General features: G+C 64.6%; 22 protein-coding genes and 1 tRNA gene. 10 read left to right on the forward strand and 13 right to left on the reverse strand.

Features of this window, described 5'->3' with window-relative positions:
- The first annotated feature begins 153 nt into the window (after nt 1-153).
- Nucleotides 154-1,527: a nucleotide 5'-monophosphate nucleosidase PpnN gene (ppnN, locus tag P5704_013120; GenBank protein WOF77014.1), complete on the forward strand. Its 1,374-nt coding sequence runs from the start codon at nt 154-156 to the stop codon at nt 1,525-1,527.
- Nucleotides 1,528-1,572: 45 nt separating this feature from the next.
- Here the strand turns inward: ppnN and P5704_013125 are convergent, their stop codons facing one another.
- From P5704_013125 to P5704_013150, 6 genes are all read right to left on the reverse strand, one after another.
- Nucleotides 1,573-2,445, reverse strand: coding sequence for a DMT family transporter (locus tag P5704_013125; GenBank protein WOF77015.1), 873 nt, complete (start codon nt 2,443-2,445; stop codon nt 1,573-1,575).
- A gap of 355 nt (nt 2,446-2,800) precedes the next feature.
- The gene (locus P5704_013130; GenBank protein ID WOF77016.1) at nt 2,801-3,508 is read right to left on the reverse strand and encodes an NrdJb; all 708 of its coding nucleotides are present in this window, start codon (nt 3,506-3,508) and stop codon (nt 2,801-2,803) included.
- A gap of 63 nt (nt 3,509-3,571) precedes the next feature.
- Nucleotides 3,572-5,722, reverse strand: coding sequence for an adenosylcobalamin-dependent ribonucleoside-diphosphate reductase (locus P5704_013135; protein WOF77017.1), 2,151 nt, complete (start codon nt 5,720-5,722; stop codon nt 3,572-3,574).
- A gap of 192 nt (nt 5,723-5,914) precedes the next feature.
- On the reverse strand, nt 5,915-6,070 hold the full coding sequence (gene rpmG, locus P5704_013140; protein ID WOF77018.1) for a 50S ribosomal protein L33: 156 nt from the start codon (nt 6,068-6,070) through the stop codon (nt 5,915-5,917).
- An 11-nt stretch (nt 6,071-6,081) separates the two neighbouring features.
- Complete coding sequence (rpmB, locus tag P5704_013145) at nt 6,082-6,318, reverse strand: 50S ribosomal protein L28 (protein ID WOF77019.1); 237 nt, start codon at nt 6,316-6,318, stop codon at nt 6,082-6,084.
- Nucleotides 6,319-6,613: 295 nt separating this feature from the next.
- The gene (locus P5704_013150; GenBank protein ID WOF77020.1) at nt 6,614-8,239 is read right to left on the reverse strand and encodes an AMP-binding protein; all 1,626 of its coding nucleotides are present in this window, start codon (nt 8,237-8,239) and stop codon (nt 6,614-6,616) included.
- Between the two features lie 169 nt (nt 8,240-8,408).
- Between P5704_013150 and P5704_013155 the strand changes: the two genes are divergently transcribed.
- On the forward strand, nt 8,409-9,194 hold the full coding sequence (locus P5704_013155; GenBank protein ID WOF77021.1) for an IclR family transcriptional regulator: 786 nt from the start codon (nt 8,409-8,411) through the stop codon (nt 9,192-9,194).
- A 3-nt stretch (nt 9,195-9,197) separates the two neighbouring features.
- Here the strand turns inward: P5704_013155 and P5704_013160 are convergent, their stop codons facing one another.
- A complete protein-coding gene (locus P5704_013160; GenBank protein WOF77022.1) occupies nt 9,198-9,776 on the reverse strand; it encodes a TetR/AcrR family transcriptional regulator in 579 nt (192 codons plus the stop codon).
- 99 nt (nt 9,777-9,875) lie between these two features.
- Between P5704_013160 and P5704_013165 the strand changes: the two genes are divergently transcribed.
- Together P5704_013165 and P5704_013170 are read left to right on the forward strand one after the other, a co-directional pair.
- A complete protein-coding gene (locus tag P5704_013165) occupies nt 9,876-10,760 on the forward strand; it encodes an alpha/beta fold hydrolase (GenBank protein ID WOF77023.1) in 885 nt (294 codons plus the stop codon).
- A gap of 148 nt (nt 10,761-10,908) precedes the next feature.
- A complete protein-coding gene (locus tag P5704_013170; protein ID WOF77024.1) occupies nt 10,909-12,267 on the forward strand; it encodes an MFS transporter in 1,359 nt (452 codons plus the stop codon).
- A 409-nt stretch (nt 12,268-12,676) separates the two neighbouring features.
- Here P5704_013170 and P5704_013175 read toward each other — a convergent pair whose 3' ends face one another.
- The 5 genes from P5704_013175 to gabD all read right to left on the reverse strand — a co-directional run bounded on the left by P5704_013175 (nt 12,677) and on the right by gabD (nt 20,211).
- Nucleotides 12,677-13,819 carry an acyl-CoA dehydrogenase gene (locus P5704_013175; GenBank protein ID WOF77025.1) on the reverse strand — a complete coding sequence of 381 codons (1,143 nt, stop codon included), beginning with the start codon at nt 13,817-13,819 and terminating at the stop codon, nt 12,677-12,679.
- A 12-nt stretch (nt 13,820-13,831) separates the two neighbouring features.
- The gene (locus P5704_013180) at nt 13,832-15,028 is read right to left on the reverse strand and encodes an acyl-CoA dehydrogenase family protein (protein ID WOF77026.1); all 1,197 of its coding nucleotides are present in this window, start codon (nt 15,026-15,028) and stop codon (nt 13,832-13,834) included.
- 43 nt (nt 15,029-15,071) lie between these two features.
- The gene (locus P5704_013185) at nt 15,072-17,177 is read right to left on the reverse strand and encodes a 3-hydroxyacyl-CoA dehydrogenase NAD-binding domain-containing protein (protein ID WOF77027.1); all 2,106 of its coding nucleotides are present in this window, start codon (nt 17,175-17,177) and stop codon (nt 15,072-15,074) included.
- 234 nt (nt 17,178-17,411) lie between these two features.
- Nucleotides 17,412-18,617: an HDOD domain-containing protein gene (locus tag P5704_013190; GenBank protein ID WOF77028.1), complete on the reverse strand. Its 1,206-nt coding sequence runs from the start codon at nt 18,615-18,617 to the stop codon at nt 17,412-17,414.
- A 145-nt stretch (nt 18,618-18,762) separates the two neighbouring features.
- Nucleotides 18,763-20,211, reverse strand: a complete 1,449-nt coding sequence (gabD, locus tag P5704_013195; GenBank protein WOF77029.1) for an NADP-dependent succinate-semialdehyde dehydrogenase — start codon at nt 20,209-20,211, stop codon at nt 18,763-18,765.
- Between the two features lie 313 nt (nt 20,212-20,524).
- On the opposite strand from gabD, the gene P5704_013200 reads away from it, so the two are divergent.
- Nucleotides 20,525-20,977 (forward strand): cytochrome c, encoded by a 453-nt coding sequence (locus P5704_013200; protein ID WOF81226.1) that lies wholly within the window; start codon nt 20,525-20,527, stop codon nt 20,975-20,977.
- A 37-nt stretch (nt 20,978-21,014) separates the two neighbouring features.
- Here P5704_013200 and P5704_013205 read toward each other — a convergent pair whose 3' ends face one another.
- Entirely contained in the window at nt 21,015-21,716 is a 702-nt protein-coding gene (locus tag P5704_013205; GenBank protein ID WOF81227.1) for a cytochrome b/b6 domain-containing protein, read from the reverse strand.
- A gap of 162 nt (nt 21,717-21,878) precedes the next feature.
- Here P5704_013205 and P5704_013210 point away from each other — a divergent pair.
- The 5 genes from P5704_013210 to tssK all read left to right on the forward strand — a co-directional run bounded on the left by P5704_013210 (nt 21,879) and on the right by tssK (nt 25,479).
- Nucleotides 21,879-21,955, forward strand: a tRNA-Arg gene (locus P5704_013210).
- Between the two features lie 351 nt (nt 21,956-22,306).
- A complete protein-coding gene (locus tag P5704_013215) occupies nt 22,307-22,441 on the forward strand; it encodes a type VI secretion protein (GenBank protein WOF77030.1) in 135 nt (44 codons plus the stop codon).
- Nucleotides 22,442-22,461: 20 nt separating this feature from the next.
- Entirely contained in the window at nt 22,462-23,658 is a 1,197-nt protein-coding gene (gene tagH, locus P5704_013220; GenBank protein WOF77031.1) for a type VI secretion system-associated FHA domain protein TagH, read from the forward strand.
- Nucleotides 23,659-23,662: 4 nt separating this feature from the next.
- On the forward strand, nt 23,663-24,145 hold the full coding sequence (gene tssJ / locus P5704_013225; GenBank protein ID WOF77032.1) for a type VI secretion system lipoprotein TssJ: 483 nt from the start codon (nt 23,663-23,665) through the stop codon (nt 24,143-24,145).
- A 2-nt stretch (nt 24,146-24,147) separates the two neighbouring features.
- Nucleotides 24,148-25,479 (forward strand): type VI secretion system baseplate subunit TssK, encoded by a 1,332-nt coding sequence (gene tssK, locus P5704_013230; GenBank protein WOF77033.1) that lies wholly within the window; start codon nt 24,148-24,150, stop codon nt 25,477-25,479.
- Nucleotides 25,480-25,482: the final 3 nt, after the last annotated feature.

Here is a 25,482-nt window from a genome sequence, read left to right on the forward strand (position 1 = left end):
CGAACTGCCACGGCTCTCGGCGCGCTTTGCCTGCTCGCCTACCGAACGGATCGCCCACCACCGCTGCGTCATCGCGTTAAGATGGCGGCACGCAGCCGCCGTTTCGGTGCACCAGCTCCTCGATGGTGTCGCCATCGAATTCAGGAATCACCAATGACCCAACGCAACGTAATCAACGCCTCGGTTACCCCCAAAGGCAGTCTGGAAACCCTTTCGCAACGCGAAGTGCAGCAACTGAGCGAAGTCGGTTCCGGCAGCACGCACAAACTGTTCCGCCAGTGTGCCCTGGCAATTCTCAACACCGGCACGCGCATCGATAACGCCAAGACCATCCTCGAAGCCTACGAGGACTTCGAAGTGCGCATCCTGCAGCAGGATCGCGGCGTACGCCTCGAACTGTTCAACGCCCCGGCCGACGCCTTCGTCGATGGCGAGATGATCGCCAGCACCCGCGAAATGCTCTTCAGCGCGCTGCGCGACATCGTCTATACCGAGAGCGAACTGAGCAGTGCCCGCATCGACCTGAGCACCTCCCAGGGCATCACCGACTACGTCTTCCACCTGCTGCGCAACGCCCGCACGCTGCGCCCGGGTGTCGAGCCGAGCATGGTGGTGTGCTGGGGCGGCCACTCGATCAGCACCGAGGAATACAAGTACAGCAAGCGCGTCGGCCATGAACTGGGCCTGCGCAGCCTGGACGTCTGCACCGGCTGCGGGCCGGGCGTGATGAAGGGGCCGATGAAGGGCGCCACCATCGCCCACGCCAAGCAACGCCGCGTCGGCAGCCGTTACCTGGGACTGACCGAGCCGGGCATCATCGCCGCCGAGGCGCCGAACCCGATCGTCAACGAGCTGGTGATCCTGCCGGACATCGAGAAGCGCCTGGAAGCCTTCGTCCGTGTCGGACACGGCATCATCATCTTCCCCGGTGGCGTCGGCACGGCCGAGGAATTCCTCTACCTGCTCGGGATCCTGCTGCACCCGGCCAATCGTGACGTGCCGTTCCCGGTCATCCTCACCGGGCCAAGCGATGCCGCGGACTATCTGCAGCAGCTGCACGATTTCGTCGGTGCGACCCTTGGCGAGGAAGCGCAGAAGCGCTACCAGATCGTCTTCAACGACCCGGCCGAAGTGGCGCGCCAGATGACCGAGGGCCTGCGCGAAGTACGACGCTTCCGCCGTGAGCGCAACGATGCGTTCCACTTCAACTGGCTGCTGAAGATCGAGGAAGGTTTCCAGCGACCGTTCGATCCGACCCACGAGGCCATGGCCAGCTTGCCGCTGCGCCGCGACCTGCCGCCCCATGAGCTGGCCGCCAACCTGCGCCGCGCGTTTTCCGGCATCGTCGCCGGCAACGTCAAGGACAAGGGCATCCGCCGCATCGAGCAGTACGGCCGTTACGAGATCCACGGCGATGCCGCGATCATGCAGCCGCTGGACAAGTTGCTGCAGGCCTTCGTCGAGCAGCACCGCATGAAACTGCCCGGCGGCGTGCCCTACACGCCGTGCTACCGCGTGGTCAGCTAAAGCCAGAACCTGGCCGGGCAGCCTCTCCGCTGCCCGGCCGGTCGTTCATCGCGAAGGCTGCTGCGGTGCCGCCCTGAACACCAGCGCCAAGCCCAGCAGAATCGCGCCCATGCCCAGCAATCCGATGCGCGACAGCTGATTGCCGAGGAACAGGTAATCCATCCCCACGGTCACCACCGGCACCAGGTAGAACAGGCTGGTGACGTTGACCAGATTGCCAGTCTGGATCATGCGGTACAGCAGCAGCTGCGCCGCCACCGAAATCACCAGACCCAGCCACAGCACCGGAATGATGAAGCCTGTCACCGCTTCCAGGTGGATCGCCTGGAACGGCACGAACGCCAGGCACAGCAGCAGGCTGACACCGTACTGGGTCGGCAGCACCTCCACCGGGCTCTGGCGAACGCGCTGCTGCAGGATCGCGCCCAGCGTCATGCATAGCAGCGCGCCGAGGGCGAAGAGCATCCCGGCGAGCGAAAAGCGCGCCAGCACCAGGCTCTGGAACACCACCGCGGCCAATCCGGCCAGTGCCACCAACAGCCCCAGCAGACGCAGCGGCGAGAAGCGTCGTTCAAGGAGCAACAGGGTGAGGATCGGCTGCACGCCGAGCAGCGTTGCGATCACACCCGGCGTCACACCATGGGCCATGGCCTGGAAATAGCAGATCGAATAGCAGCCGATCAGCAGCAGGCCAGTGGCCGCCGTCTGCCAGCCAGTACCAGGCGCCGGTCGCCAGCGCCGGCGGTAGAGACCGATCAGCAGAACGGCAGCCAGCGCCAGAACGAAACGCACGATCAGCAGGGCGAAGGGGGTGCCGTGGTCCAGCCCCCAGCGGGTGAAGATTGCCGCGCTGCCCCACAGCAGCACGAACACGGTCATGACGCCATAGGACGTCCACAACGGTTTGTTGAAAGTCATCAGTGATTACCTGTCGAAGCCGAACAGGCTCCAGCGAACGCCGAAAGCGTGCGCGCTCCGACCCAGAAGGATCGGAAGCGAAAACCGGAGCTGCGAAGTGTGGGCGGATCAGCCCAGCGCGACCGCCTGTGGAGGTGGTGGCGCGATTGCCAGATCGGCAACGACAGAGGGAGGTGGAGCGATTGCGCACAGCCGCGCCGCACCGAGACCGGCTGGCTTCATGGGTAACAGGCTGCGAGCAGTGGAAGGCATTAGGTCAAAGGCCGGAAGGCGATAGGTAGGACCGAAAACTAGCAGAGCCAGGCCCGCCGGGTAAAGCGGGCCTGACGGGCGTCACAGCATCAGCGCAAGCCGTTTAGCCGCACTTGGAGTTGCCGCAGTTCAAGCAGGTGGCGCAGCCGTCCATCTGCACCACGGCCTGGGTATTGCACTTGTTGCATAGCTGCGCACCAGCCGGAAAGCCTTCGCCCGGCTCCACCGCCACGGCGCCCTGACTGGCCTCGTAGGCGGCGCGCTTCTCGGCCAGGTACTTGAGCTGGGCTTCGTCCAGCGCCTGGCCTTCGAGCATGCCGATGGCGATCAGATGGCGCTCCAGCACCGCACCGATCTCGGCCACGATCGACGGCATGTAGACGCCGCCCTTCTTCAGGTAGCCGCCACGCGGGTCGAACACTGCCTTGAGCTCCTCGACGAGGAAGGTGCAGTCGCCGCCCTTGCGGAACACCGCGGACATGATCCGGGTGAGCGCGACGATCCACTGGAAGTGGTCCATGTTCTTGGAATTGATGAAGATCTCGAACGGGCGGCGCTGCTCATGCGGCGTGCCGGCGTTGAGCACGATGTCGTTCACAGTGACGTACAGCGCATGTTCGAACAGCGGCGACTTGATCTTGTAGGTCATGCCGATCAGGGTTTCCGGGCGCTGCAGGCTCTCGTCCATCTCCACCACGTTGACGGCCTTGCTCGCCGTGCCGTCGCTAGCGCTGGCCGCAGTCGCGGGGCGCTCGAGGGTCTCGTCGACGACCTTGAAGCCCTTGATGCGCTGGGTGATCTTTACGGTCATTGTGCAATCTCTCCTGCCGGGCGGCGCTCGCGGCCCGGCGTCCAAACGGTTGGCGGGCCGGCTTCAGTACTTGCCGTAGTAGCCTTCTTTGAGGGCGTCGAACAGGTTGGCGGCGGTGTTCACCTCGCCGTCGTACTCGACTTCCTGGTTGCCCTTGAGCTCGACCACGCTGCCGTCTTCAAGGGTGAAGCGGTACAGGGTCTTCTCCAGGTCGGCTTCCTTGACCAGCACGCCCTGGAAGGCCGCCGGGTTGAAGCGGAAGGTGGTGCAGCCCTTCAGGCCCTGGCGCCAGGCGTAGCGGTAGATGTCCTTGAACGCCTCGAACGGATAGTCGGTCGGCACGTTGGCGGTCTTGGAGATCGACGAGTCGACCCAGCGCTGCGCAGCGGCCTGGATATCCACGTGCTGGGTCGGGCTGACGTCGTCGGCGGAGATGAAGTAGTCCGGCAGCTTCTCGCCCGGCTCGTCGGAGCCCGGCCTGGCGCGCTCGTTGACCAGCGTGCGATAGGCCAGCAGCTCGTAGCTGAACACCTCGATCTTCTCCTTGGCCTTGCGCCCGGGGCGGATCAGGTTGCGCGAATAGTGGTGGGCGAAGCTCGGCTCGATGCCGTTGGAGGCGTTGTTGGCCAGGCTCAGGCTGATGGTGCCGGTGGGCGCGATGGAGCTGTGGTGGGTGAAGCGCGCGCCCTGCTCGGCCAGCGCCTCGATCAGCTCCGGGGCGTACTCGGCGATCTTCTGCATGTAACGCGAATACTTGGCGTGCAGCACGCGACCGGCGACCTGGTCGCCGACCTTGTAACCGTCCTTGGCCATCTCCGGACGCTTGCGCAGCATCTCGGCGGTGACGTCGAAGGTCTGGCTCAGCAACGGTGCCGGCCCTTTCTCCTTCGACAGCTCCAGCGCCTGTTCCCAGCCGACCAGCGCCATCTCGCGGGCGACTTCCTCGGTGAACACGCAGGCTTCCGGGCTGCCATAGCGCAGCTTGAGCAGGGTCAGGGTCGAGCCGAGGCCGAGGAAGCCCATGCCATGGCGGCGCTTGCTTTCGATTTCGTGACGCTGCTGTTCCAGCGGCAGTCCGTTGATCTCCACCACGTTGTCGAGCATGCGAGTGAAGACGCGCACCACCTCGCGGTACTTGTCCCAGTCGAAGCGCGCGTCCGCACCGAACGGGTCGATGACGAAGTGGGTCAGGTTGATCGAGCCCAGCAGGCACGAGCCGTACGGCGGCAGCGGTTGCTCGCCGCAGGGGTTGGTGGCGCGGATCGCTTCGCACCACCAGTTGTTGTTCAGCTGGTTGACGCGGTCGATGAGGATGAAGCCCGGCTCGGCGTAGTCATAGGTGGAGACCATGATCATGTCCCACAGATGCCGCGCCTTGACCCGCCCGTAGATCCTGCAGGCGACCAGGCCATCGTCGCGCACGATATAGCCGTCATGCACCGGCCATTCGCGCCAGAGCACATGCTCGGCGTCCACCAGATCGAGCTCGGCGGCTTCCTTGGCGTGCACCGGGAAGATCAGCGGCCACTCGCCGTCGGCCTCCACCGCCTGCATGAACTCGTCGGTGATCAACAGGCTGAGGTTGAACTGGCGCAGCCGGCCGTCTTCGCGCTTGGCGCGGATGAACTCGCGCACATCCGGATGGCCGACATCGAAGGTGCCCATCTGCGCGCCGCGGCGGCCGCCAGCCGAACTCACGGTGAAGCACATCTTGTCGAAGATATCCATGAACGACAGCGGACCGCTGGTGTGCGCACCAGCGCCGGAGACGAAGGAACCACGCGGACGCAAGGTGCTGAACTCGTAGCCGATACCGCAGCCGGCCTTGAGCGTCAGGCCAGCCTCGTGGACCTTGCCGAGGATGTCGTCCATCGAGTCGGTGATCGAACCCGAGACGGTGCAGTTGATGGTCGAGGTGGCCGGCTTGTAGTCCTGCGCGCCGGCGTTGGAGATGATCCGTCCGGCCGGGATGGCGCCGTTGCGCAGCGCCCAGAGGAAGCGCTCGTGCCAGTGCTCACGCTGCTCGGCCAGCTCGACGTCGGCCAGGGCGCGGGCGACCCGCTGCCAGGTGGCGTCGACGCTGTCGTCGATGGGCGTGCCGTCCTTGCTGGTCAGACGGTACTTCTGCGACCAGATGTCTTCGGAAGCCGCCTGCAGGGCGATGCTGGAAGTGCTCTTGCTGTCTGCCGCGATGGGCCCGTCCGTCTTCGCCATGCGCTGCGCATCCTCGTGCCGAAATTGGGAGAAATGAAAGCTCGCACGATAGGCGAATTCGACAGGCGCCGTACATGATGCATATCAAACTAGGCAACGCGAACGACGACTGGTGTCAGGCATCGGCAGCCACGTTCGCCAGAAACGAAAAAACCCGCCGAGAGGCGGGTTCTTTCTTCAAGGGCCGATCAATTACTTGATCTTGGCTTCCTTGTAGATCACGTGCTTGCGTACGACCGGATCGAATTTCTTGATTTCGATCTTGTCGGGGGTGGTGCGCTTGTTCTTGTCGGTGGTGTAGAAGTGGCCGGTACCGGCGCTGGACACCAAACGGATCAGGTCACGCATGATTGCTCTCCTTAAACCTTTTCGCCGCGGGCGCGCAGCTCGGACAGAACGACGTCAATGCCGCGCTTGTCGATGATGCGCATGCCTTTGGCACTCAGGCGCAGACGGACGAAGCGGTTCTCCGACTCGACCCAGAAGCGATGATGCTGCAGGTTCGGCAGGAAACGACGACGGGTTTTGTTCATTGCGTGGGAAACGTTGTTCCCGGTTACCGGACCCTTACCGGTAACTTGACAGACTCTCGACATGCCTCAGCCCTCTAAAACCACATGCCCAACCCGGCATGGGTTGGCCGCTTGAATTCACTTGTCAGTTCGGCGCTCAGCGCCACGTTTCATGGGGGTCTTACCGGCCACGTTGCGAACGAAGATACCGGGCCCCTAGAAAAGAGCGCTGCTTTATATCAGAAACCCCTTAGGGCAACAAGCGCGGATTGATATTTCCGCCCGATTGCCATGCCTTCGAGAGCGGCTGCTCAAGGCCGACCAGGGGTCTGAGCGCCACTACCCGTTCGTCAGCTCACCACTTATATATAGGTGGCGATCAACCTGCGCTGCCCCGCGCCTCGTCGCGCAACTGCCGACGCAGCAACTTGCCCACGGCGGTCTTCGGCAGCTCGTCGCGCAACTCGAGATAGCTCGGCATCTTGTAGCCGGTGAGGTACTGCCGGCAATGCTCGAGCAACACCTGCGCGTCGACCGCATCGTCCTTGAGGCTGACGAAGACCTTCACCGCCTCGCCCTTGCGCGCATCCGGCACACCGACCGCCACGCATTCACGCACGGATGGGTGCTGCATGAGCACATCCTCGATCTCGTTGGGAAAGACGTTGAAGCCTGAAACCAGGATCATGTCCTTCTTGCGGTCGACGATCTTCACGAAGCCGTCGGCATCCAGCAAGGCAATGTCGCCGGTCTTCAACCAGCCGTCCGGCGTGAGCACCTTGGCTGTCTCGTCCGGGCGCTGCCAGTAGCCCTGCATCACCTGCGGGCCGCGCAGCCATAGCTCGCCCGGCGTTTCCGGCGCTACGTCGTTGCCCTCGTCGTCGACGGTGCGCAGCTCGGTTTCGATCAGCGCCTGGCCGATGTAGCCCTCGCGGTAAGGGCTGAGCTGAGTACCGGTCGCTACCACCGGCGAGGCCTCGGTCAGGCCGAAACCTTCGCGGATCGGCGCCCCGGTCAGTGCCTCCCAGCGACGCCCGACTTCACTATTGAGCGGCGCGCCGCCGGACGTCGCCCACTTCAGATGGGAGAAATCGATGCTGCGAAACTCCGGGTGATTCATCAGCCCGACGAACAGCGTGTTGATGCCGCTGAGCAGACTGAACGGATAGCGCTGCATGGCACCGATGGTTTCGTCCAGGTTGCGCCCGTCACGGATGAATACCGTGTGCAGACCCATGCCTACCGAACTCAGGCAGTTCGTGGCAAACGCCATGATGTGATACAGCGGCAGCGGCGCGATGCGCACGTCCTTTTCCGGTTCGAGCAACCCCGGCCGGTCGAACAGTTCGATGGTCTGCAACACATTGGCCAGCAGGTTGCGATGCGTGAGCATCGCGCCCTTGGACACACCGGTGGTGCCACCTGTGTACTGCAGCAACGCCAGCCGGTCGAGCCCTGCCTCGCGCTCCAGCGGCGGGCTTTCCGCCCCCAGCCGCAGGGCCTGCATGAAGCGTTGCGTTCCCGCCTCGCCGCTTTCGTGAGTCGGCCTCTGCAGGTCATCGACGCTGGTGAGCATGACGTGCTCCAGCTCGGTGTCCGCTTGCACCGCGCGTACCAGCGGCAACAGCCGATCGAGCACCAGGATCGCCTTGGCGCCGGAGTCACGGAACTGATGACGGGCCTCGGCGGCCGTGTAATGCGGATTGGTATTGACGATCACCAACCCAGCCTTGAGCGCGCCGAACACGGCGATGGGGTATTGCAACGAATTGGGCAGCTGCAGCGCCAACCGGTCTCCGGGTTGCAACCCAGCGTGATGCCGCAGGTAGCGGCCGAAAGCATCGGCACGACTGCCCAGCTCGGCGTAAGTGAGGTAGTCGTCGCCACAGGAAAATGCCGCGCGCTGCGGATGCTTCGCGCAGGCCTGAGAGAGCAGGTCATGGACGTTCTGGTAGCCGCCACGGGCGAGTTCGGTAGCCACGTAGCCTTGTACGGAAGCGGACATCGACATTCTCCAAAATGAATTATTGTTTTACTGTGCGAAACTGGATGTCGAATCCGATAGTAGTAGATCGCTTTTTCCGTCGCAATGATCGCCAATGGCCGCACTGCTCGCGGTCGAGTGATCTGCTATCGTTCGCCACCGCTGCCCACTAGCCAGACAGACCGAAACCATGAGCGACGACATCGAAGACACCGGCACTCCCAAGGACCGCAAGTTCGTCGAGGCCCTGGCCCGCGGGCTGGACGTGCTGCGTGCCTTTACCCATGGCTCGGTGGTGATGGGCAACCAGGACATCGCACGCATCACCGGGCTACCCAAGCCGACGGTGTCGCGCATGACCTACACACTGACCAAGCTCGGCTACCTCAGCTATTCGCAGCAGCTGGAGAAATACCAGCTCGACTCCGGCGTGCTGGCGCTCGGCTACGCCTACGTCTCCAACCTGCGCGTGCGCCAGCTGGCCAAGCCGTACATGGATGAGTTCGCCCGCCGCACCAACACCACCGTGGGCCTGACCTGCCGCGACCGACTGTCGATGATCTACGTGGAAAACTGCCGCCCGGCCGAGGTCACCACCCTGCGCATGGATGCCGGCGTGCGCCTGCCGCTGGCCACCACCGCCGCCGGTCGTGCCTTTCTCGCCGCCACACCGGAGAAGGAACGCGAGCATCTGATGGCCGCGCTGGCCAGCAAGTACGGCGATGGCTGGGCCGCCATCGAGGTTTCGCTGCACGCCTCGTTCGAAGAGTTCATGCAGCACGGCTTCTGCCTGTCGTTGGGCGACTGGGACCGCAACGTGATGGCCGCCGGTGTGCCGCTGCACCTGGCCGACGGCAGCATCATGGCGCTGACCTGCGGTGCGCCGTCATTCCAGCTCAGCGAGGACACCCTGAAGAACTCGCTGGCCCACCAGCTGGAAATGCTCGCCCGCGATATCGAAAGCCTCGGCGTCTGATCGTCAGGCCCTGACGCTGGCCCAGGCGATGTCCGCGAGCAGCTCGCGGCAGTCGGCCAGCGCGGTACGGAAACGTCCCGCCAGCCAGTTGCGCGCCATGTCGTGGCAGGGTCCGATCACCACCGCGAGAAAGCAATCGCCGGGCATCCGCCGGAACGCCCCGCTTTCGCGATGACGCCGCAGAATCGCCCCAACCCGCTCGCCGTGGGCGCGATTGACCTCGCGCAGCTGCTCGCCCATCTCCCCGGCCTCGACCCGCCCGCGGTTGTGCAGAACGAAGCGCGCCCAATCCGGGTTCGCCACCACCCAGTCGATGTAGCGGGTGACGAACAGGCGGACGCAGGCCTCGGCATCCAGTGTCTCGATCAGCCCGGCTTCGAGCAGCGCAGCATACTCGCCGATGCCTTCCAGATACAGCGCGGCGATGATCCGCTCACGATTGCCGAAGTGGTGATAGAGGCTGCCGATGCTGGCGCCGGAGCGATCACGAATCATCTCGATGGTGGTCGCCTCCACGCCGAATTCGGTGAAACAGGCGAGTGCGGCCTGAAGGATTTCCTGCTTGCGGCTACTACGGGCCATCCGGCCTCCAATCTGACTAGAATATTTTTCTAGAATTATCTTCCACCCTTCGTATACTGCACCGATCGCAGCAATCGCAGAAGCGCGGAGAACAACAAGATGGCGACGATACAGGTTGAAGAACGCTCCATCGACAACGGCAACGGTCATGCCCTGTCCAGCTACTGGTATCAGCCGAGCAGCGCGCCATGCGGCGTCGTGCTCATCGCGCCGGCGATGGGCGTGCCGCAGCGCTTCTACACCGACTTCGCCAACTGGCTGGCCGGCCAGGGCTACCTGGCGGTGACCTTCGATTACCTCGGCATGGGCCGCTCGCGGCGGGTGCCGCTCCGCCAGTTGAACGTGGACATCCTCGACTGGGCGCGCCACGACTGCAGCGCAGTGCTCGCCGCGGCCGCCGAAGCCGCCGGTGAATTGCCGCTGTACTGGATCGGCCACAGTGTCGGCGCGCAGATCCTGCCGCTGGTCAAAGGCCATGAGCGCCTGACCCGCATCGTCACCATCGCCGCCGGCAGCGGCTACTGGCGCGAGAACAGCCCGCAAATCCGCAGCAAGGCCTGGCTGCTCTGGCATGGCCTGGCGCCGGTACTGACCGCGATGGCGGGTTACTTCCCGGGTGGTCGCATCGGGGCGGTCGGCGACCTGCCGGCCGGGGTGATTCGCCAGTGGCGGCGCTGGTGCCTGCATCCGGAGTACCTGGTCGGTGTCGAAGGCGAGCCCATGCGCCAGGCCTTCGCGGCCGTGCGCACGCCCCTGACTTCGCTGTCCTTCAGCGACGACGAAATGATGTCGGCGCGCAACACCGAATCCCTGCATGGCTTCTACAGCTCAGCACCAAAAACCATGCAGCGCATCGCGCCCGCGGAAATCGGCGCCACGCGGATCGGCCACTTCGGCTTCTTCCGTCGCGGCTTCACCGACAGCCTCTGGACGCCGCGTTTGTTGCCGGAGCTGATGCCGAGCCAACAGCGAACCATGGCGTAACCTAACAAGCGCGCTGATTTCGCAGAGCGGAACAGCGTTAGCATATTTCGAAACATATGCGAGGGTTATTCCACTTGCCGGATGGCTGATCTCCGACAAAAGTGAGGATGGGCTGGTTACAGCCCTTCTCGCCAATGGAGCCTTTGCCATGCACAACAACAATAACGGCTACCCCTCAAGCGCCCGCGCCTGGGTCACGGTCGCCATCCTCATGCTCGCCTACGTGTTGTCCTTCGTCGACCGGCAGATCCTCAACCTGCTGGTCGAACCGATCCGCCATGACCTGGACATCACCGATACCCACATGAGCCTGCTCATGGGCTTCTCCTTCGCGGTGTTCTACACCATCTGCGGCGTGCCCATCGGACGCCTGGCCGATCGCAAGAGCCGCCGCGGCATCATTGCCATCGGCGTGCTGGTGTGGAGCCTGATGACCGCGCTGTGCGGCACGGCCAAGACCTTCTGGCAGTTCCTGGTATTTCGCATCGGCGTCGGTGTCGGCGAGGCGGCGCTTTCGCCCTCCGCCTATTCGCTGATCGCCGACAGCTTCCCGCCCAAGCTGCGCGGTACCGCCATGAGCGTCTATTCGATGGGCATCTACATCGGCTCGGGCCTGGCGTTTCTGCTCGGCGGGCTGGTGGTCAAGTTCGCCTCGGCACAGGGCGATGTGGAGCTGCCGGTGCTCGGCATGGTGCGCCCCTGGCAGCTGATCTTCCTCGTACTCGGCGCGGCCGGTGTGCTGTTCACCGCCGTGCTCTTGCTGATCCGCGAGCCATCGCGCAAAGGCGTCGGCGCCGGCGTCGAGGTGCCACTGAGCGAGGTGGCCGGCTATATCCGGCAGAACCGTCGCACCGTGCTGTGCCACAACTTCGGCTTCGCCTGCCTGGCCTTCGCCGCCTACGGCAGTTCGGCGTGGATCCCGACATTCTTCATCCGCACCTACGGCTGGTCGGCCAGCGATGTCGGCGTGCTCTACGGCTCGGTGGTGGCGGTGGCCGGCTCGATCGGCATCATCGCCGGCGGGCGGCTGTCGGACCTGCTGCACCGCCGCGGTTATCGCGATGCGCCGTTGCGCGTCGGCATTATCTCCGCCGCACTGACCCTGCCGCTCAACCTCGCCTACCTGGCCGGCACCGGCGAACTGGCGCTGGCGCTGATCGCCCTGCACGTCTTCACCATCGCCATGCCTTTCGGCGTCGGCCCGGCGGCGATCCAGGAAATCATGCCCAACTCCATGCGCGGCCAGGCCTCGGCGGTGTACCTGTTCGTCATCACCATGGTCGGCCTCGGCATCGGCCCGACCGCCGTGGCGCTGGGCACCGACTTCGTCTTCGGCGACGACAACGCGCTGCGCTACTCGCTGCTGATCGTCACCGGCGTTGCGCTGGTCGGCGCGATAGTCCTGCTCGGCATGGGGCTCAAACATTACCGCGGCAGCCTGGATCGCCTGCAGGAGTGGAAGCCGCAGGGTACAGCGCCAGCCGAAGCAGAGGCGAAGCCGGCCTGATCGAACGCGGAACGTCAGGCGTAAGGTGGATCGCGCTTCACCGATCCACCACATCACGGGTGCCAACCCAACAGCGTGGATGTGAAAAGCGACATCCACCCTACGAACTGCCACCGGTGTGAACGATCACTTCGCGAGCCTGCCGGCCATGGCACGCCCCGGTTGGCACGCAACGGCGGAAGAGGCTTCGCCGTCTTCCACCCTACGAGACTGCCACCTTGCGCGCAGCGCCGTAGGGTGGGCTTCAGCCCACCGTTTGGTTGCTGGCGCGAGCTGAAGCGGAACGCCGCCCTACGAAAGTGAAGACGACACCTCCGCCACACCTGCCCGCAGTCGGCTAAGCACCTGACCTATCTCTGCAAAGCAAAACCGGGCCACAGGGGCCCGGTCGCGTGTCGCGATTGGCGCCTTACGCCACCTGCATCAACTTCGCATAGGCCTTCAGGTGATGGTCGTCGTCACCGAACTGGTGGGCGATCATCACCAGGCGCTTGGCGTGGTGGGCGAGGTTGTATTCCCAGGTCATGCCGATTCCGCCGTGCAGCTGGATCGCCTCTTCAGCCACCTTGCGCGCGGCGCGGGCGCAGATGTATTTGGCGGCGGCGATGATGCGACTACGCTCGTCGTTGTCTTCGCCGTCGGCAAAGGTCGCGGCAAGGATCGCCATGCTGGTGGCCTGCTCCAGCTCGGTCTGCATGTCCACCATACGGTGCTGCAGAACCTGGAACTTGCCGATCGGCACGCCGAACTGCTTGCGCGTCTTCAGGTAGTCCAGGGTCAGCTTGCAGGCTTCGTCCATGCTGCCCAGCGCATCGGCGCACTGCGCGGCGATGGCGCGGCCCTGCTCGTAGCGCATCGCGGGCAAGGCATTACCCAGCTCACCAAGCAGCGCCTCGGCACCCACCTGCACGTTGTCGAGGAACAAGTCGCAGCCCTTACGCCCGTCGATGGTCGGGTAGACGCGACGGCTGACGCCCTGGGCGTTCGGATCAATAAGGAACAGGCTGATGCCCGTTTCATCGCGACTGTCACCGGAAGTGCGCGCCGACACGATGATCTGCCCGGCGCTGTGCCCGCCGATCACCACGGCCTTGCGGCCGTTCAGACGATAGCCGCCGTCCACCGCCTCGGCCTTGGTCTGCACGTCGTTGAGGTTGTAATGGCTCTGCGGTTCGTCGAAGGCCACCGCCAGTTGCAGCGAACCGGCGGCGACCTGCGGCAGCAGATCCTGTTTTTGCGCATCGGAACCGAGCTGGTCGATCAAGCCACCGGCGAAGATCACCGATTGCAGATAGGGTTCCAGCGTCAGGCCACGACCCAGCTCGGTCATGACCAGCATGGTTTCCACGCCGCCGCCACCGAAGCCGCCGATCTCTTCCGAGAACGGCACGGCGGTCAGGCCCAGCTCTCCCAGCTGCGACCAGAACTCGGCGGAAAAGCCCAGTTCCGACTCGCTGAATTTCTCGCGCTGTTCGAACGGGTAGGCGTCGCGCACCAGACGCGCCGCGGTGTCTTGCAGCATTTGCTGCTCTTCAGTCAGTTTGAAGTCCATTGCGGTGCCCCCTTACAGCTCGAGAATCATCTTCGAGACGATGTTCTTCTGGATTTCGTTGGAGCCGCCGAAGATCGACAGCTTGCGCATGTTGAAGTAGTCGCCGGCCAGCGACGCGCTGTAGTCGGCGTGCAGCAGCTCACCGTCGTAGTCCAGCTGCAGCTCTTCTTCCAGGAACGGCAGCGCATAGGGGCCGATAACCTTACGCAACAGGTGAGTGATCGCCTGGCGGATCTCGGTGCCCTTGACCTTGAGGATCGAGGACTCGGCACCGGGCACGCCACCCTCCTTCGCCGCGGCGAGAATGCGCAGGGTGCTCATCTCGATGGCCATCAGCTGCATCTCGACTTCCGCGACCTGGGCGCGGAACAGCGGGTCTTCGAGCATCGGCTTGCCGTCGCAGACCTCCTTCATGGCGATACGCTTGAGATGCGCCAGCACCGCCTTGGACGAGCCGATACCGGCCAGGCCCGTGCGCTCGTGGGTCAGCAGGTACTTGGCGCAGGTCCAGCCCTGGTTTTCCTCGCCGACGAGGTTCTCCACCGGCACGCGGACGTTGTCGAAGAAGACTTCGTTGACCTCGTGGTCGCCGTCCAGGGTGATGATCGGCCGCACGCTGATGCCCGGGCTCTTCATGTCGATCAGCAGGAAGCTGATGCCGCGCTGCTGCTGGGCTTCCGGGTCGGTGCGCACTAGGCAGAAGATCATGTTGGCGTGCTGACCGAGGGTGGTCCAGGTCTTCTGGCCATTGACCACATAATGGTCGCCGTCGCGTACAGCGCGGGTCTTCAGGCTGGCGAGGTCGGAGCCGGCACCGGGCTCGGAGTAGCCCTGGCACCACCAGTCCTCGCCGGAGAGGATGCGCGGCAGGTAGTGGTCGATCTGCTGCTGGGTGCCGAACTTGATGATCACCGGGGCCACCATGTTGACGCCGAAGGGCACGGTACGTGGCGCGCCGAAGGCCGAACACTCTTCGTCGAAGATGTGCTTTTCCACCGGTCCCCAGGTGGTGCCGCCCAGCTCCACCGGCCAGCCCGGCGCATACCAGCCACGCTTGACCAGGATCTGCTGCCAGCGCTCGTGATCTGCTTTGGACATGTGTTTGCCGAGCTTGACCTTGGCGGCGATGTCCGCCGGCAGCTCGCTTTTCAGGAAGGCACGCACTTCGTCGCGGAAGGCGAGCTCTTCGGCCGTGTAGTTGACGTTCATGGGAAGGTCCTCATGCTGCGTTCTGTTTGCAGGCGGGCGGCGCTCATTGTCCGGCCTGCCATTCGGTGAAGGTGCGGCCTTCGGCGGCCAGTTTTTCCAGCAGCGGCGCCGGCTTCCACCAGTCGCCACAACGCTCGTGCAGTTCTTTTACTCGCGCCAGCACCCGGTCCAGGCCCACGCTGTCGGCATAGAACATCGGCCCACCGCGGAAGGCCGGGAAGCCGTAGCCGTTCAGGTAGATGACGTCGATGTCACTGGCGCGCTGGGCGATGCCTTCTTCGAGAATCTTCGCGCCCTCGTTGACCAGCGCGAAGATGCAACGCTCGACGATGTACTGCTCGTCCAGCTTCTGCCGCTCGATGCCCTTTTCCCGCGAGGCTGCTTCCAGCATAGGCGCAAGTTCGGGGTTCTCCTGAGGGGTGCGGTTGCCGGGTTCGTAGCGGTAGTAGCCGGTGCCGGTCTTCTGCCCGAGCATGCCGGCTTCGCAGAGCTTGTCCGAGACGGTCGGGAAATCCAGGTGCGCCGGCAGCGTCGCGCGCTGGCGTTTGCGGATCGCCTGGCCGATGTCGAGGCCGGACAGGTCGCGCATGGCAAACGGCCCCATGGCCATGCCGAAGTTGCGCAGGGCGCCGTCGACCTGTTGTGGCGTGGCGCCCTCCTCCAGGAGGAATTCCGCCTCGCGGCCGTACTGGAAGACCATGCGATTGCCGACGAAGCCATCGCAGACGCCGACCACCACCGAGACCTTCTTCAATTTCTTGCCGATGGCCATGGCAGTGGCGAGCACCTCGTGGCTGGTCTTCTCGCCGTGTACCACCTCCAGCAGGCGCATGACGTTGGCCGGGCTGAAGAAATGCAGCCCGACTACGTCTTCCGGCCGCTTGGTGAAGGCGGCGATAGCATTCAGATCCAGCGATGAGGTGTTCGAAGCGAGAATCGCACCGGGCTTGCATACCGCGTCCAGCTGTTCGAAGACCTGCTGCTTGACGCCCATCTCTTCGAAGACCGCTTCGACCACTACATCGACATCGGCCAGGGCGGCGTAATCGGTGACGCCCGCGATCAGCGCGAGGCGCTGCGCCATCGCCTCCTCGGTCAGGCTGCCGCGCTTGACGCTGGCTGCGTAGGTATCGCGAGCGCGCTGCAGGCCGCGTTGCAGGGCGTCATCGTTGATCTCCAGCAGTTTCACCGGCACACCGGCATTGGCGAAACTCAGCGCGATACCGACACCCATGGTGCCGCCGCCGATCACCGCGGCGGTCTTGATCGGCCGTGGTTTCACGTCTGCCGGCAGATCGTTGATCTTGCCGGCCTGACGCTCGGCGAAGAACGAGTGGACCAGAGCACCACGCTGTGGCGAGTTCAGGCATTCGGCGAACAGTTCACGCTCGCGCTTGAGACCCTCGGCCAACGGCAGCTTCGTCGCCGCCTCGACCGCCGCGATGCAACGCAACGGCGAGAACAGTCCAGGCATGCGCTTGGCCACTTCAGCATGCTTGGTGCGGATCAGCGCCTCGTTGTCGGCGCCCTCAAGGCCTTGGGTCTGCTCGCCAGTGCGTCGCGGTGCGCGGCTTTCGTCGACCATACGGCGGGCATAGGCGAGGCCGGCTTCGCGCAGTTCGCCGTCGAAGAGCTCATCGACGATGTTGTGCTCGACCGCCTCCGCCGCACCGATGGGCTGGCCGCTGACGATCATGTCCAGCGCCTTGGCGACACCGGCCAGACGCGGCAGGCGCTGGGTGCCGCCGGCGCCCGGCAGCAGACCCAGCTTCACTTCCGGTAGGCCGACCTTGGCGTCCTTGCGCGCGATGCGGTAATGACAACCCAGCGCCACTTCAAGTCCGCCACCCAGCGCGGTGCCATGAATCACCGCGACACTCGGCTTGCTGCAGACTTCGATAACTTCAATTACGTCTGGCAGGCTCGGCGCCTGCGGGGACTTGCCGAATTCCTTGATGTCGGCGCCGGCAATAAAGGTATTGCCCTCGCACATCAGCGCCACGGCGCGGACCTGTGGGTCCGCTTCGGCACGCTGAAAGGCCTTCAGCAGCCCGTCACGCACCGCCTGGCCGAGAGCGTTGACCGGTGGATTGTTGACCGTGATCAGCGCGATCTCGCCCTGAACTTCGAGCCGTACGACATCTGTCATGACTGGCCTCCGCTGTGTGAAATGCTGATTGGAATTGTAATTTCACGGAATCATGTTTCGCACAGCAGAATATAGGAGTCACGTTATGCATGTCGATAGGCCGACATCGCCAAGCAATACCAAGCGGGAAAGGGATGTAGCGCGCGTCAGCGCTCGATATTGCCGGCAGCCGAACCGGCGTCGAGCAGCACTATCAATCAGGGGAATGTCGCCGCCAAAGCGGGTACAGCGACTTCAGCCGGAAACGGCATGCCGCGGGGCGCGGGCCAACAGGTCGGGGTCGATACGTAGCAAACGCACCGTTCGTTTGCTGGCCAGGGAGGCGGGCTCGGTGTCTTCCGGCAGCTCGATCAGCAGCCGCGTCAGGTTGAGCACCAGCGCTTCGCGGCTGAGTGCGCCGGCGCCCAGGGCATAGTAGGCCGTAATCACCTGGCGCAGCTCCAGCGGCAGCGCCCACTGTGCCCGTAGCGCCGAGCCGAAGCCGGCCGCGCGCTCGCGCAGGCAGCGCTGCAGATCCGCTTCATCCAGCTCGCCACCACTGTCGAGCCAGTCCTGCAGGCTGCGCAACAGCGCCAATTCACCGATGTTCCGTAGCAGGCCGGCGCTAAAGCAGAGCTCTCTGTCCAGCTTCAACTGCCCTGCCAGCCAGTCAGCCAGACGTGCGGTGCGCAGCGCCTGCGCGCCGAGCTGCGCGCCCAGTTCGGCAAGACGTGGCTCGACCAGCCGGGCGTTGTGCTGCAGTGCCAGTTCGGTCACCAGCTGTAGGCTGCGCGCAGCACCGAGTCGACGCTGTGCCTCGCCCAGGCTCAGGCAAGGCGTGGCCTGTTGCGCACCGCTGCTGGCGACGCTGATCAGTCGTGCAGTCACCTGCGGGTCGCGGGACAACAGCTCTTCGAGCTCGGCGAAATCCTGATCGCCGCCCTGCAGGCGCTGCAGGGCCACCAGCACAGCCTCCTGCAGCGGCGCGCCGCGGTTATAGGGGCGCATGCGCTCGAGAAAGCGATCCACGTTGTCTGCCGGAGCAGGCGTCGTCATCCCTGCACGGCCGGCCGAGCGTGGCAGCAACCGGTCCAGGCGCTGGCGCAGGTCGTCGAGATCGTAGGGTTTGCCCAGGTAGGCGGCGGGTGCCAGCGGCAGCACGGTGCGTACGCTGGCGGTATCGGTGCGTGCGCTGATCAGCACGCAGGGCAGGCGCTGGGTCGGACCGTGGCGCCGCAGTTCGCGCAGCAGCTGGCGGCCATCGAGGCCATCCAGTTCACCATCGACGATCAGCAGGCTGGGCACCTGACGCTTGCACAGTTCCAGCGCGGCATGCCCGTCTGCCGCTGGCTGCACACGCATACCGGGGCGCAGTTCGCGCACCAGCTGACAAAGCTGATCCGCGCGCCAGGGTTCGTTGTAGGCAACCAGAACGAAGGAAACTTGGGCGGAGATGCTCACTGGAGATGTCACCACAGCCTAGCGACGGTCTAGGTGGATGGCGACAGACCCCTGGAGTGGAATCGCGCCAAGCGGGGGCGCGATTCTGCACGGACCGATAGCAAAAAGCCAGCCTCAGACCCTGAGGCCAGCTGTCACAGGTGGCTCAGATGCCCATGCAGAGATACTTGATCTCCAGGTAATCCTCGATGCCGTACTTGGAGCCCTCGCGGCCAAGGCCGGAGGACTTCACCCCGCCGAAAGGCGCCACTTCGGTGGAGATCAGCCCGGTATTGATGCCCACCATGCCGTACTCCAGCGCCTCGGCGACGCGGAACACCCGGCCCAGATCGCGCGCATAAAAGTAGGAGGCCAGACCGAACTCGGTGTCGTTGGCCTTGGCGATCGCCTCGGCCTCGTCCTTGAAGCGGAACAGCGGTGCCAGCGGGCCGAAGGTTTCTTCCTTGGCCACCTTGGCGCTGTCCGGCACATCCACCAGCACGGTCGGCTCGAAATAGCTGCCGCCCAATGCATCAGCCTGGCCGCCCGCCACCAGCCGCGCACCCTGGGCGACAGCATCCTCGATATGCTCGCGGACCTTGGCGGCCGCGCGATCGTCGATCAGCGGGCCGAGGTCGGAACCCTCCTCCAGGCCATTGCCGACCCGCAGCTTGGCCACAGCCGCCTGAAACTTCTCGGCGAAGGCGTCGTACACGCCATCCTGCACATAAATGCGGTTGACGCAGACGCAGGTCTGCCCGGCATTGCGGTACTTGGACTGCACGGCGCCCTTCACCGCCTCGTCCAGGTCGGCGTCGTCGAAGACGATGAACGGCGCGTTGCCGCCGAGCTCCAGCGAGACCTTCTTGATCCCCGGCGCGCACTGCTCCATCAGCTTGGCGCCCACTTCGGTGGAGCCGGTGAAGGAAATCTTGCGCACCTTGGGGTTGGCGGTCAGCTCGCTACCGATGTCGCCGGCCGAGCCGGTGACCACGCTGAGCACGCCCTTGGGAATGCCGGCACGTTCGGCCAGTTCGACCATCGCCAAGGCCGAGAACGGCGTCTGCGATGCGGGCTTGATCACCATGGTGCAGCCGGCCGCCAGTGCCGGGCCGGCCTTGCGGGTGATCATCGCTGCCGGGAAATTCCACGGCGTGATCGCCGCGGTCACGCCGATCGGCTGCTTGATGACGATGATGCGCTTGTCTTTCTGGTGGCCGGGAATGGTGTCGCCGTAGATGCGCTTGGCTTCCTCGGCGAACCATTCGATGAAGGAGGCAGCGTAGGCGATCTCGCCCTTGGCCTCGGCCAGCGGCTTGCCCTGCTCGAGGGTCATCAGCCGGCCGAGGTCGTCCTGGTTCTCCATCAAAAGCTCGAACCAGCGGCGCAGCTTCTGCGAACGCTCCTTGGCGGTCAGATCACGCCACGTCGGCAGTGCACGCTCGGCAGCATCGACGGCGCGGCGGGTTTCCGCGGCGCCCATCTTCGGCACCGTGCCGAGCGTCTCGCCGGTGGCCGGGTTGTTCACGCTGATGGTCTGGCCGCTGTCGGCATCGACCCAGGCGCCATCGATATAGGCCTGCTGACGGAACAGAGCGGTGTCTTTGAGTTGCATGGCAGTCTCCTCGGGCATCGTAGCGGCAGGCCCGCTGCGGAAAGTTTGGCTGATACGACGATCATCTGAACCGTCCTGCGCCGCCCGGTTCCTGTCGCCGCATTGCACTGCGAACAGCCATGCTAGGACCGCAGCCACTGACCCGGCAAGCTCATGACGCATGACGTTGTCGCGCCATTGACCAGCCTGATGCATCGCACGGTCTGTCACGACTTGTTACCCAAAACCTGCTACTGGCCGGGGTATAGTTGCGCACGAACGGCGCCAGCCGCCGACAACCAAGGATCGATAAGGAGTTACCGTGAAAGCATTGATGACAGGCGCCGTGGCCGCCGTCCTGCTGGTCAGCACTGCCGCCCAGGCGCAGATGAAACCGGAAGAGATGGTCGAAACCCGCCAGGCCGGCTACCAGTTCATGTCGTGGAACATGGGCAAGATCAAGGCCCAGGTAGTCGACGGCAAGGAGCCCTACGATCAGGCCAAGGTGGCTGCCGCCGCCAATGCCATCGCAGCCATCGCCAACTCCGGCATGGGCAGCCTGTACAGCCCGGATACCACCACCGAGCAGCTGGGCAAGGCGACCCGCCTGAAGCCTGAGTTCTTCCAGAACCTCGATGAGGCCGGGCAGATCGGCCGCAACTTCACTGCCGCCGCCAACCAGCTCGCCAAGGTCGCGGCAGAAGGCGATCAGGCCGCCATCAAGAAAGCCTTCGGTGATGTCGGTGGTAGCTGCAAGTCCTGCCACGACAAGTTCCGCGCCGACTGACCCGTCGCAGCCGGTCGACACCTGCCCGTCGGCTGGCTCACCAGTCCAGACTCGGTGCGACCGCTGCGGGTTCCGGCTCCAGCCAATCCCCCACCGCTTGTACGCCCCATACGCAAACGGCGCCCAGCGCAATCGCCAGCACCGCCGCGAGCAGCGAACCACCGCGGGCATCCTGCTGGGTCGGATGCTCACGCCGAGTTCTTCCCGCAATCATCGCCCGCACCAGCGGCCGACGCATCACCAGCGTGTAATAGACGATGGCCGCGACATGCATGCCGATCAGCACCAGCAGCAACCATTTCGCCTGCCGATGCAGCCCGCTCAGCGCGCTGCCGGTTTCGCTGCTGACCAGCGCATAAAGCGGGCCCTGAAAGGCGATGTCATCGGTTGCCATCAAGCCGCTGGTCACCTGAAAGCCCACCAGCAGGAGCATGGCCAGCACCGAAAACGCACCGAGCGGATTGTGCCCGGCTTCGCGCCAGTTGCCCTGCAGATAATCCTTCACCCCGACGGTTGCCGCGAAGATCCGCGACCAGCGCGCGTAGGTCGAACCGACGAAGCCCCACACCAGACGGAATACCAGCAGCCCCAGCACCAGCAGACCGAGCCGGCCATGCCACAGCATCAGGCTGCCGCCCACCCAGCCCGTGACGACGGCTGCGACCACCGTCCCGGCGAATAACCAGTGAAACAGCCGCAGCGGCGCATCCCAGAGTTTGATATGGCCCGACATCTCCATCCCCTCGCCCATTCGAACACCCACGGCCCCGGGCCGCGACACGCAAGGGTACCAGCCGGTGCGGCCACAGACAGCTGCGAAAAAGCCGCACCTGGGCATATCCACCCGGCCGCACCAGCATGGACGCCCGTCAACGACATGCGTATGATTGCGCCCCGCAACGCATCCGTAGCTCAGCTGGATAGAGTACTGCCCTCCGAAGGCAGGGGTCGTGGGTTCGAATCCCGCCGGATGCGCCATATAGATAGATAGTCGTTTCGAGGCCCCGCTCGAAGCGCTCCGACAAAGCCCGCTCGCTGCGGGCTTTGTCGTTTCTGCGCACCATCTTCAGGCCGTTGTCCGCAAACGACCAAAAGCCAACACCAGGCGAGTGCAGGTCGCCTGCCTGCATCGTGATGCTGATGCAAGGAAAACCCGCCATGCGGCGCCATCGGACTGCGCCAACCTGACCTCACGCTCGTTTTAGACGCATCCAACTAGTGTTCTGTGAACCCGATCACCGAGCCTGCAGGACAACTGAACTTCAATGCGCCGACCAGGTCGCGCCATGCGCACCTTGCCCCCACACACGACTTCAAGGAGGAAATCGCGTGCCCGTGCGCTATTACGCCCTCGTTTCGCTCTTCGCCGCAGCCCTGCTCACCGGCTGCACCGGCAACTACAAATTCAACGATGACCACTATCGTCCGCTGGGCGACCCGCAGGCTTTGAATCGCGGCCAGTGACCGCAAGGAGCGACACGACCATGGAACTGGTCTTCGATATGGTGGGTGCCCAGCAATTCGTGCCGGGTCTGCTGACCACCAAAACCTTCAAGCAGGCCGGCGGCGTGATCGGCCGGGCCGAAGGCTGCGACTGGGTGATCCCGGATCGCAAGCGCGTACTCTCCGGGCGTCATGCGGTAATCAGCTATCGCGACGGCGCCTTCTTCCTCACCGACACCAGCAGCAATGGCGTCCAGCTCAAGGATAGCGGCGCCAGCCTGGTCAAGGGCCAGCCGCAGCGAGTCGAGCACGGCAGCGTCTACTGCCTCGGCGACTTCGAGATTCGCGCACGGCTGATCCAGGACCCGGCGCTGTTCGAAGGTGACATCGGTCGCCCACAGCCGGCCGGCAGCATCATCCCCGACGACGCGTTTCTCGACCTCGATCCGCTGGTCGCCATGGATCAGCAGGAGCGCGTCTATGCCGAGGTCGACGACCTCGACCTCGCCCTGGTTGCGCCGCAACGCCAGGCGCAACAGCGCGACTACGCGCGCATCGACATGGAAAGCCTTCCGTTGCCGGAGCTGGTCATGCCAAAGGCCGCGCCGGAAGCCAAGCGCGAAGCCGAGCCCGAACGACTGCCGCAGGGATTCTGGACCCGTTTCGGCGAGGCGCTGGGTATCGAACTCGATGAGCTCGACGAGGAGCAGCGCCAGGCGCTGGCGCTGAACGCCGCTCGCCTGCTCAAGCAGAGCGTCGGCGGCCTGCAGCAGAGCCTGCGCACCCGCAGCGAGCTGAAGAACGAGCTGCGCCTGGCCCTGACTACGGTGCAGAGTTCCGGCAACAATCCGCTCAAGCACAGCACGGACAGCGGCGAAGCGCTGAGCGCCCTGCTGCGCGGTGGCAAGCCCGGCCAGCTATCGGCCGAACAGGCCATCGGCCGCGCCTTTCGCGACCTGCAAGCACATCAGGTGGCGCTGCTGGCTGCCAGCCGCGCGGCCGTCCACGCAATGTTCGAGCAACTGGCACCAGAGCAGCTGGCGCTGCGTTTCGAACGCGAGGGCCGCAAACCGCTGATCGCCACCTCCGGCAGTCGCTGGCGCGCCTATCGCAGGCTGCATCAGAGCCTCGGCCAGGATGCCGACTGGAGCGAGCGACTGTTCGCCCGCGACTTTGCCAAGACCTATGAGGAGCAGGTGCGCCTGATCGCCACGCTCGATTCCACCCATCAAGGATGATTCCATGTCTCGTCGCATCACTCTGGCCATGCTGGCCTCGCTGCTCGTGCTGGGCGGCTGCTCGGCGCTGTCGCCCTACTCCAAGCTGACCAAGCTCGACCTCGAACTGCACGGCAGCGACCGTCTCAACCCCGACCTCAACGGCCGGCCCTCGCCGATCGTCCTGCGCCTGCTGGAGCTCAAGCATCCGGTGGCGTTCGAGAACGGCGACTTCTTCGCCCTCTACCAGCGGCCCAAGGAAGTCCTGGCGCCAGACCTGGTGACCTCCGAGGAACTGGAACTGCGTCCCGGCGAGAGCCGTGAACTCAGGCTCTCGGTGCAGGACGGCAGTCGCTACGTCGGCGTACTGGCGGCCTACCGCGACCTGCCGGAAGCCAGCTGGCGCTACGTCATCGCCGTGCCGCCGCAAGAGCGCACCCATGTCGCCTTGAGCCTGGACGAGCGCGGCATCGCGCTGCTCGACCCGCTCGCCGAAGAAGGACAGTAAGCATGAGCCTGCAAAAAGTTGTCTGGCAGGAAGGCATGCTGCTGCGCCCGCAGCACTTCCAGCAAAGCGATCGCTACTACGACCACCAGCTCAAGGCGCGCACCCAGAAGCTGGGTAACTATGCCTGGGGGTTCTTCAACCTGGAGATCGACCGCCAGTTCCTCAACATGGGCAAGCTGGTGCTCAGCCAGGCCAGCGGCATCCTACCGGACGGTACGCTGTTCGAGCTGGGCAGCGAGCGCGAGCCACTGGCCCTGGACATCCCGCCGAACACCGGCAGTACACCGGTATACCTTGCGCTGCCGCTGGTCACCGGCAACCACATTGAGACCCGCCGCCCCGAACAGAAGGACGTGCTGGCGCGCTACACCGCCCATGAGCTGGATGTCGCCGACTCCAATGCCGGCGACAGCAGCTCCAGCCAGGTCAGCACCGGGCTGCCGGATTTCCGCCTGCTGCTGGGCGAGCAGCAGAGCGACCAGGCCTACGTGAAGCTGCAGCTGTGCGAGGTGCTCGACACCACGCCGGACGGGGTCATCAGCCTCGACCCCGAGTTCATTCCGACCTACGTCAACTTCCAGGCTTCGGGCTACCTGCTGTCCTGCCTGAAGGAAGTGATCAGCATGCTCGCCCACCGCGGCGATACCCTCGCCGAGCGCATCAGCGCCACCGGCAAGGTGGGTGGCGCCGAGGTCGGCGACTTCATGATGCTGCAGCTGATCAACCGTCACGAGCCGGTGCTGCGCCACTACCTGGGCGTGGAGCAGGTACACCCGGAGCAGATCTACCGCGACCTGCTTGGCCTGCTTGGCGAGTTGGCGACCTTCTCCAGCGAGAGCAAGCGCCCGCGCCTGGATGGCCGTTACCAGCATAGTGACCAGGGCGCGAGCTTCCGCAAGCTGATGGACGCGATCCGCCAGGTGCTGTCGATGGTGCTCGAGCAGCACGCCATCGAACTGCTGCTGCAGCAGCGCCAGTACGGTATCCAGGTATCGCCACTGCATGACCACAAGCTGCTCGGCACGGCCTCCTTCGTGCTCGCCGCCAGCGCCCAATGCGATTCCGAAACCCTGCGCAACCGCCTGCCGGCGCACCTGAAGATCGGCCCGGTGGAACGCATCCGCCAACTGGTCAACCTGCATCTGCCGGGCATCCGCCTCAAGCCGCTGCCGGTGGCGCCGCGGCAGATCCCCTTCCATGCCGGCAAGACCTATTTCGCGCTGGAGCTCAGCTCCGAGGACCAGGCGCAGCTGGAGCGCTCCGGCGGCTTTGCCTTCCATGTGTCCGGTGACTTCGCCGGGCTCGAACTGAAATTCTGGGCGGTCAGGGACTGAGCG

This window comes from Pseudomonas sp. FeN3W (assembly GCA_030263805.2).
Classification (GTDB): Bacteria; Pseudomonadota; Gammaproteobacteria; order Pseudomonadales; family Pseudomonadaceae; genus Stutzerimonas; species Stutzerimonas stutzeri_G.

Coding starts and splice junctions, on each gene's coding strand:
- P5704_013185 (WOF77027.1), bottom strand. CDS start 17,177: ATGACAGATGTCGTACGGCTCGAAGTTCAGGGCGAGATCGCGCTGATC.
- P5704_013200 (WOF81226.1), top strand. CDS start 20,525: ATGACAGGCGCCGTGGCCGCCGTCCTGCTGGTCAGCACTGCCGCCCAG.
- P5704_013205 (WOF81227.1), bottom strand. CDS start 21,716: ATGGAGATGTCGGGCCATATCAAACTCTGGGATGCGCCGCTGCGGCTG.
- rpmB (WOF77019.1), bottom strand. CDS start 6,318: ATGTCGAGAGTCTGTCAAGTTACCGGTAAGGGTCCGGTAACCGGGAAC.
- P5704_013155 (WOF77021.1), top strand. CDS start 8,409: ATGAGCGACGACATCGAAGACACCGGCACTCCCAAGGACCGCAAGTTC.
- ppnN (WOF77014.1), top strand. CDS start 154: ATGACCCAACGCAACGTAATCAACGCCTCGGTTACCCCCAAAGGCAGT.
- gabD (WOF77029.1), bottom strand. CDS start 20,211: ATGCAACTCAAAGACACCGCTCTGTTCCGTCAGCAGGCCTATATCGAT.
- P5704_013135 (WOF77017.1), bottom strand. CDS start 5,722: ATGGCGAAGACGGACGGGCCCATCGCGGCAGACAGCAAGAGCACTTCC.
- P5704_013180 (WOF77026.1), bottom strand. CDS start 15,028: ATGAACGTCAACTACACGGCCGAAGAGCTCGCCTTCCGCGACGAAGTG.
- P5704_013170 (WOF77024.1), top strand. CDS start 10,909: ATGCACAACAACAATAACGGCTACCCCTCAAGCGCCCGCGCCTGGGTC.
- P5704_013130 (WOF77016.1), bottom strand. CDS start 3,508: ATGACCGTAAAGATCACCCAGCGCATCAAGGGCTTCAAGGTCGTCGAC.
- tssJ (WOF77032.1), top strand. CDS start 23,663: ATGTCTCGTCGCATCACTCTGGCCATGCTGGCCTCGCTGCTCGTGCTG.
- P5704_013175 (WOF77025.1), bottom strand. CDS start 13,819: ATGGACTTCAAACTGACTGAAGAGCAGCAAATGCTGCAAGACACCGCG.
- P5704_013165 (WOF77023.1), top strand. CDS start 9,876: ATGGCGACGATACAGGTTGAAGAACGCTCCATCGACAACGGCAACGGT.
- P5704_013160 (WOF77022.1), bottom strand. CDS start 9,776: ATGGCCCGTAGTAGCCGCAAGCAGGAAATCCTTCAGGCCGCACTCGCC.
- tssK (WOF77033.1), top strand. CDS start 24,148: ATGAGCCTGCAAAAAGTTGTCTGGCAGGAAGGCATGCTGCTGCGCCCG.
- P5704_013125 (WOF77015.1), bottom strand. CDS start 2,445: ATGACTTTCAACAAACCGTTGTGGACGTCCTATGGCGTCATGACCGTG.
- tagH (WOF77031.1), top strand. CDS start 22,462: ATGGAACTGGTCTTCGATATGGTGGGTGCCCAGCAATTCGTGCCGGGT.
- rpmG (WOF77018.1), bottom strand. CDS start 6,070: ATGCGTGACCTGATCCGTTTGGTGTCCAGCGCCGGTACCGGCCACTTC.
- P5704_013150 (WOF77020.1), bottom strand. CDS start 8,239: ATGTCCGCTTCCGTACAAGGCTACGTGGCTACCGAACTCGCCCGTGGC.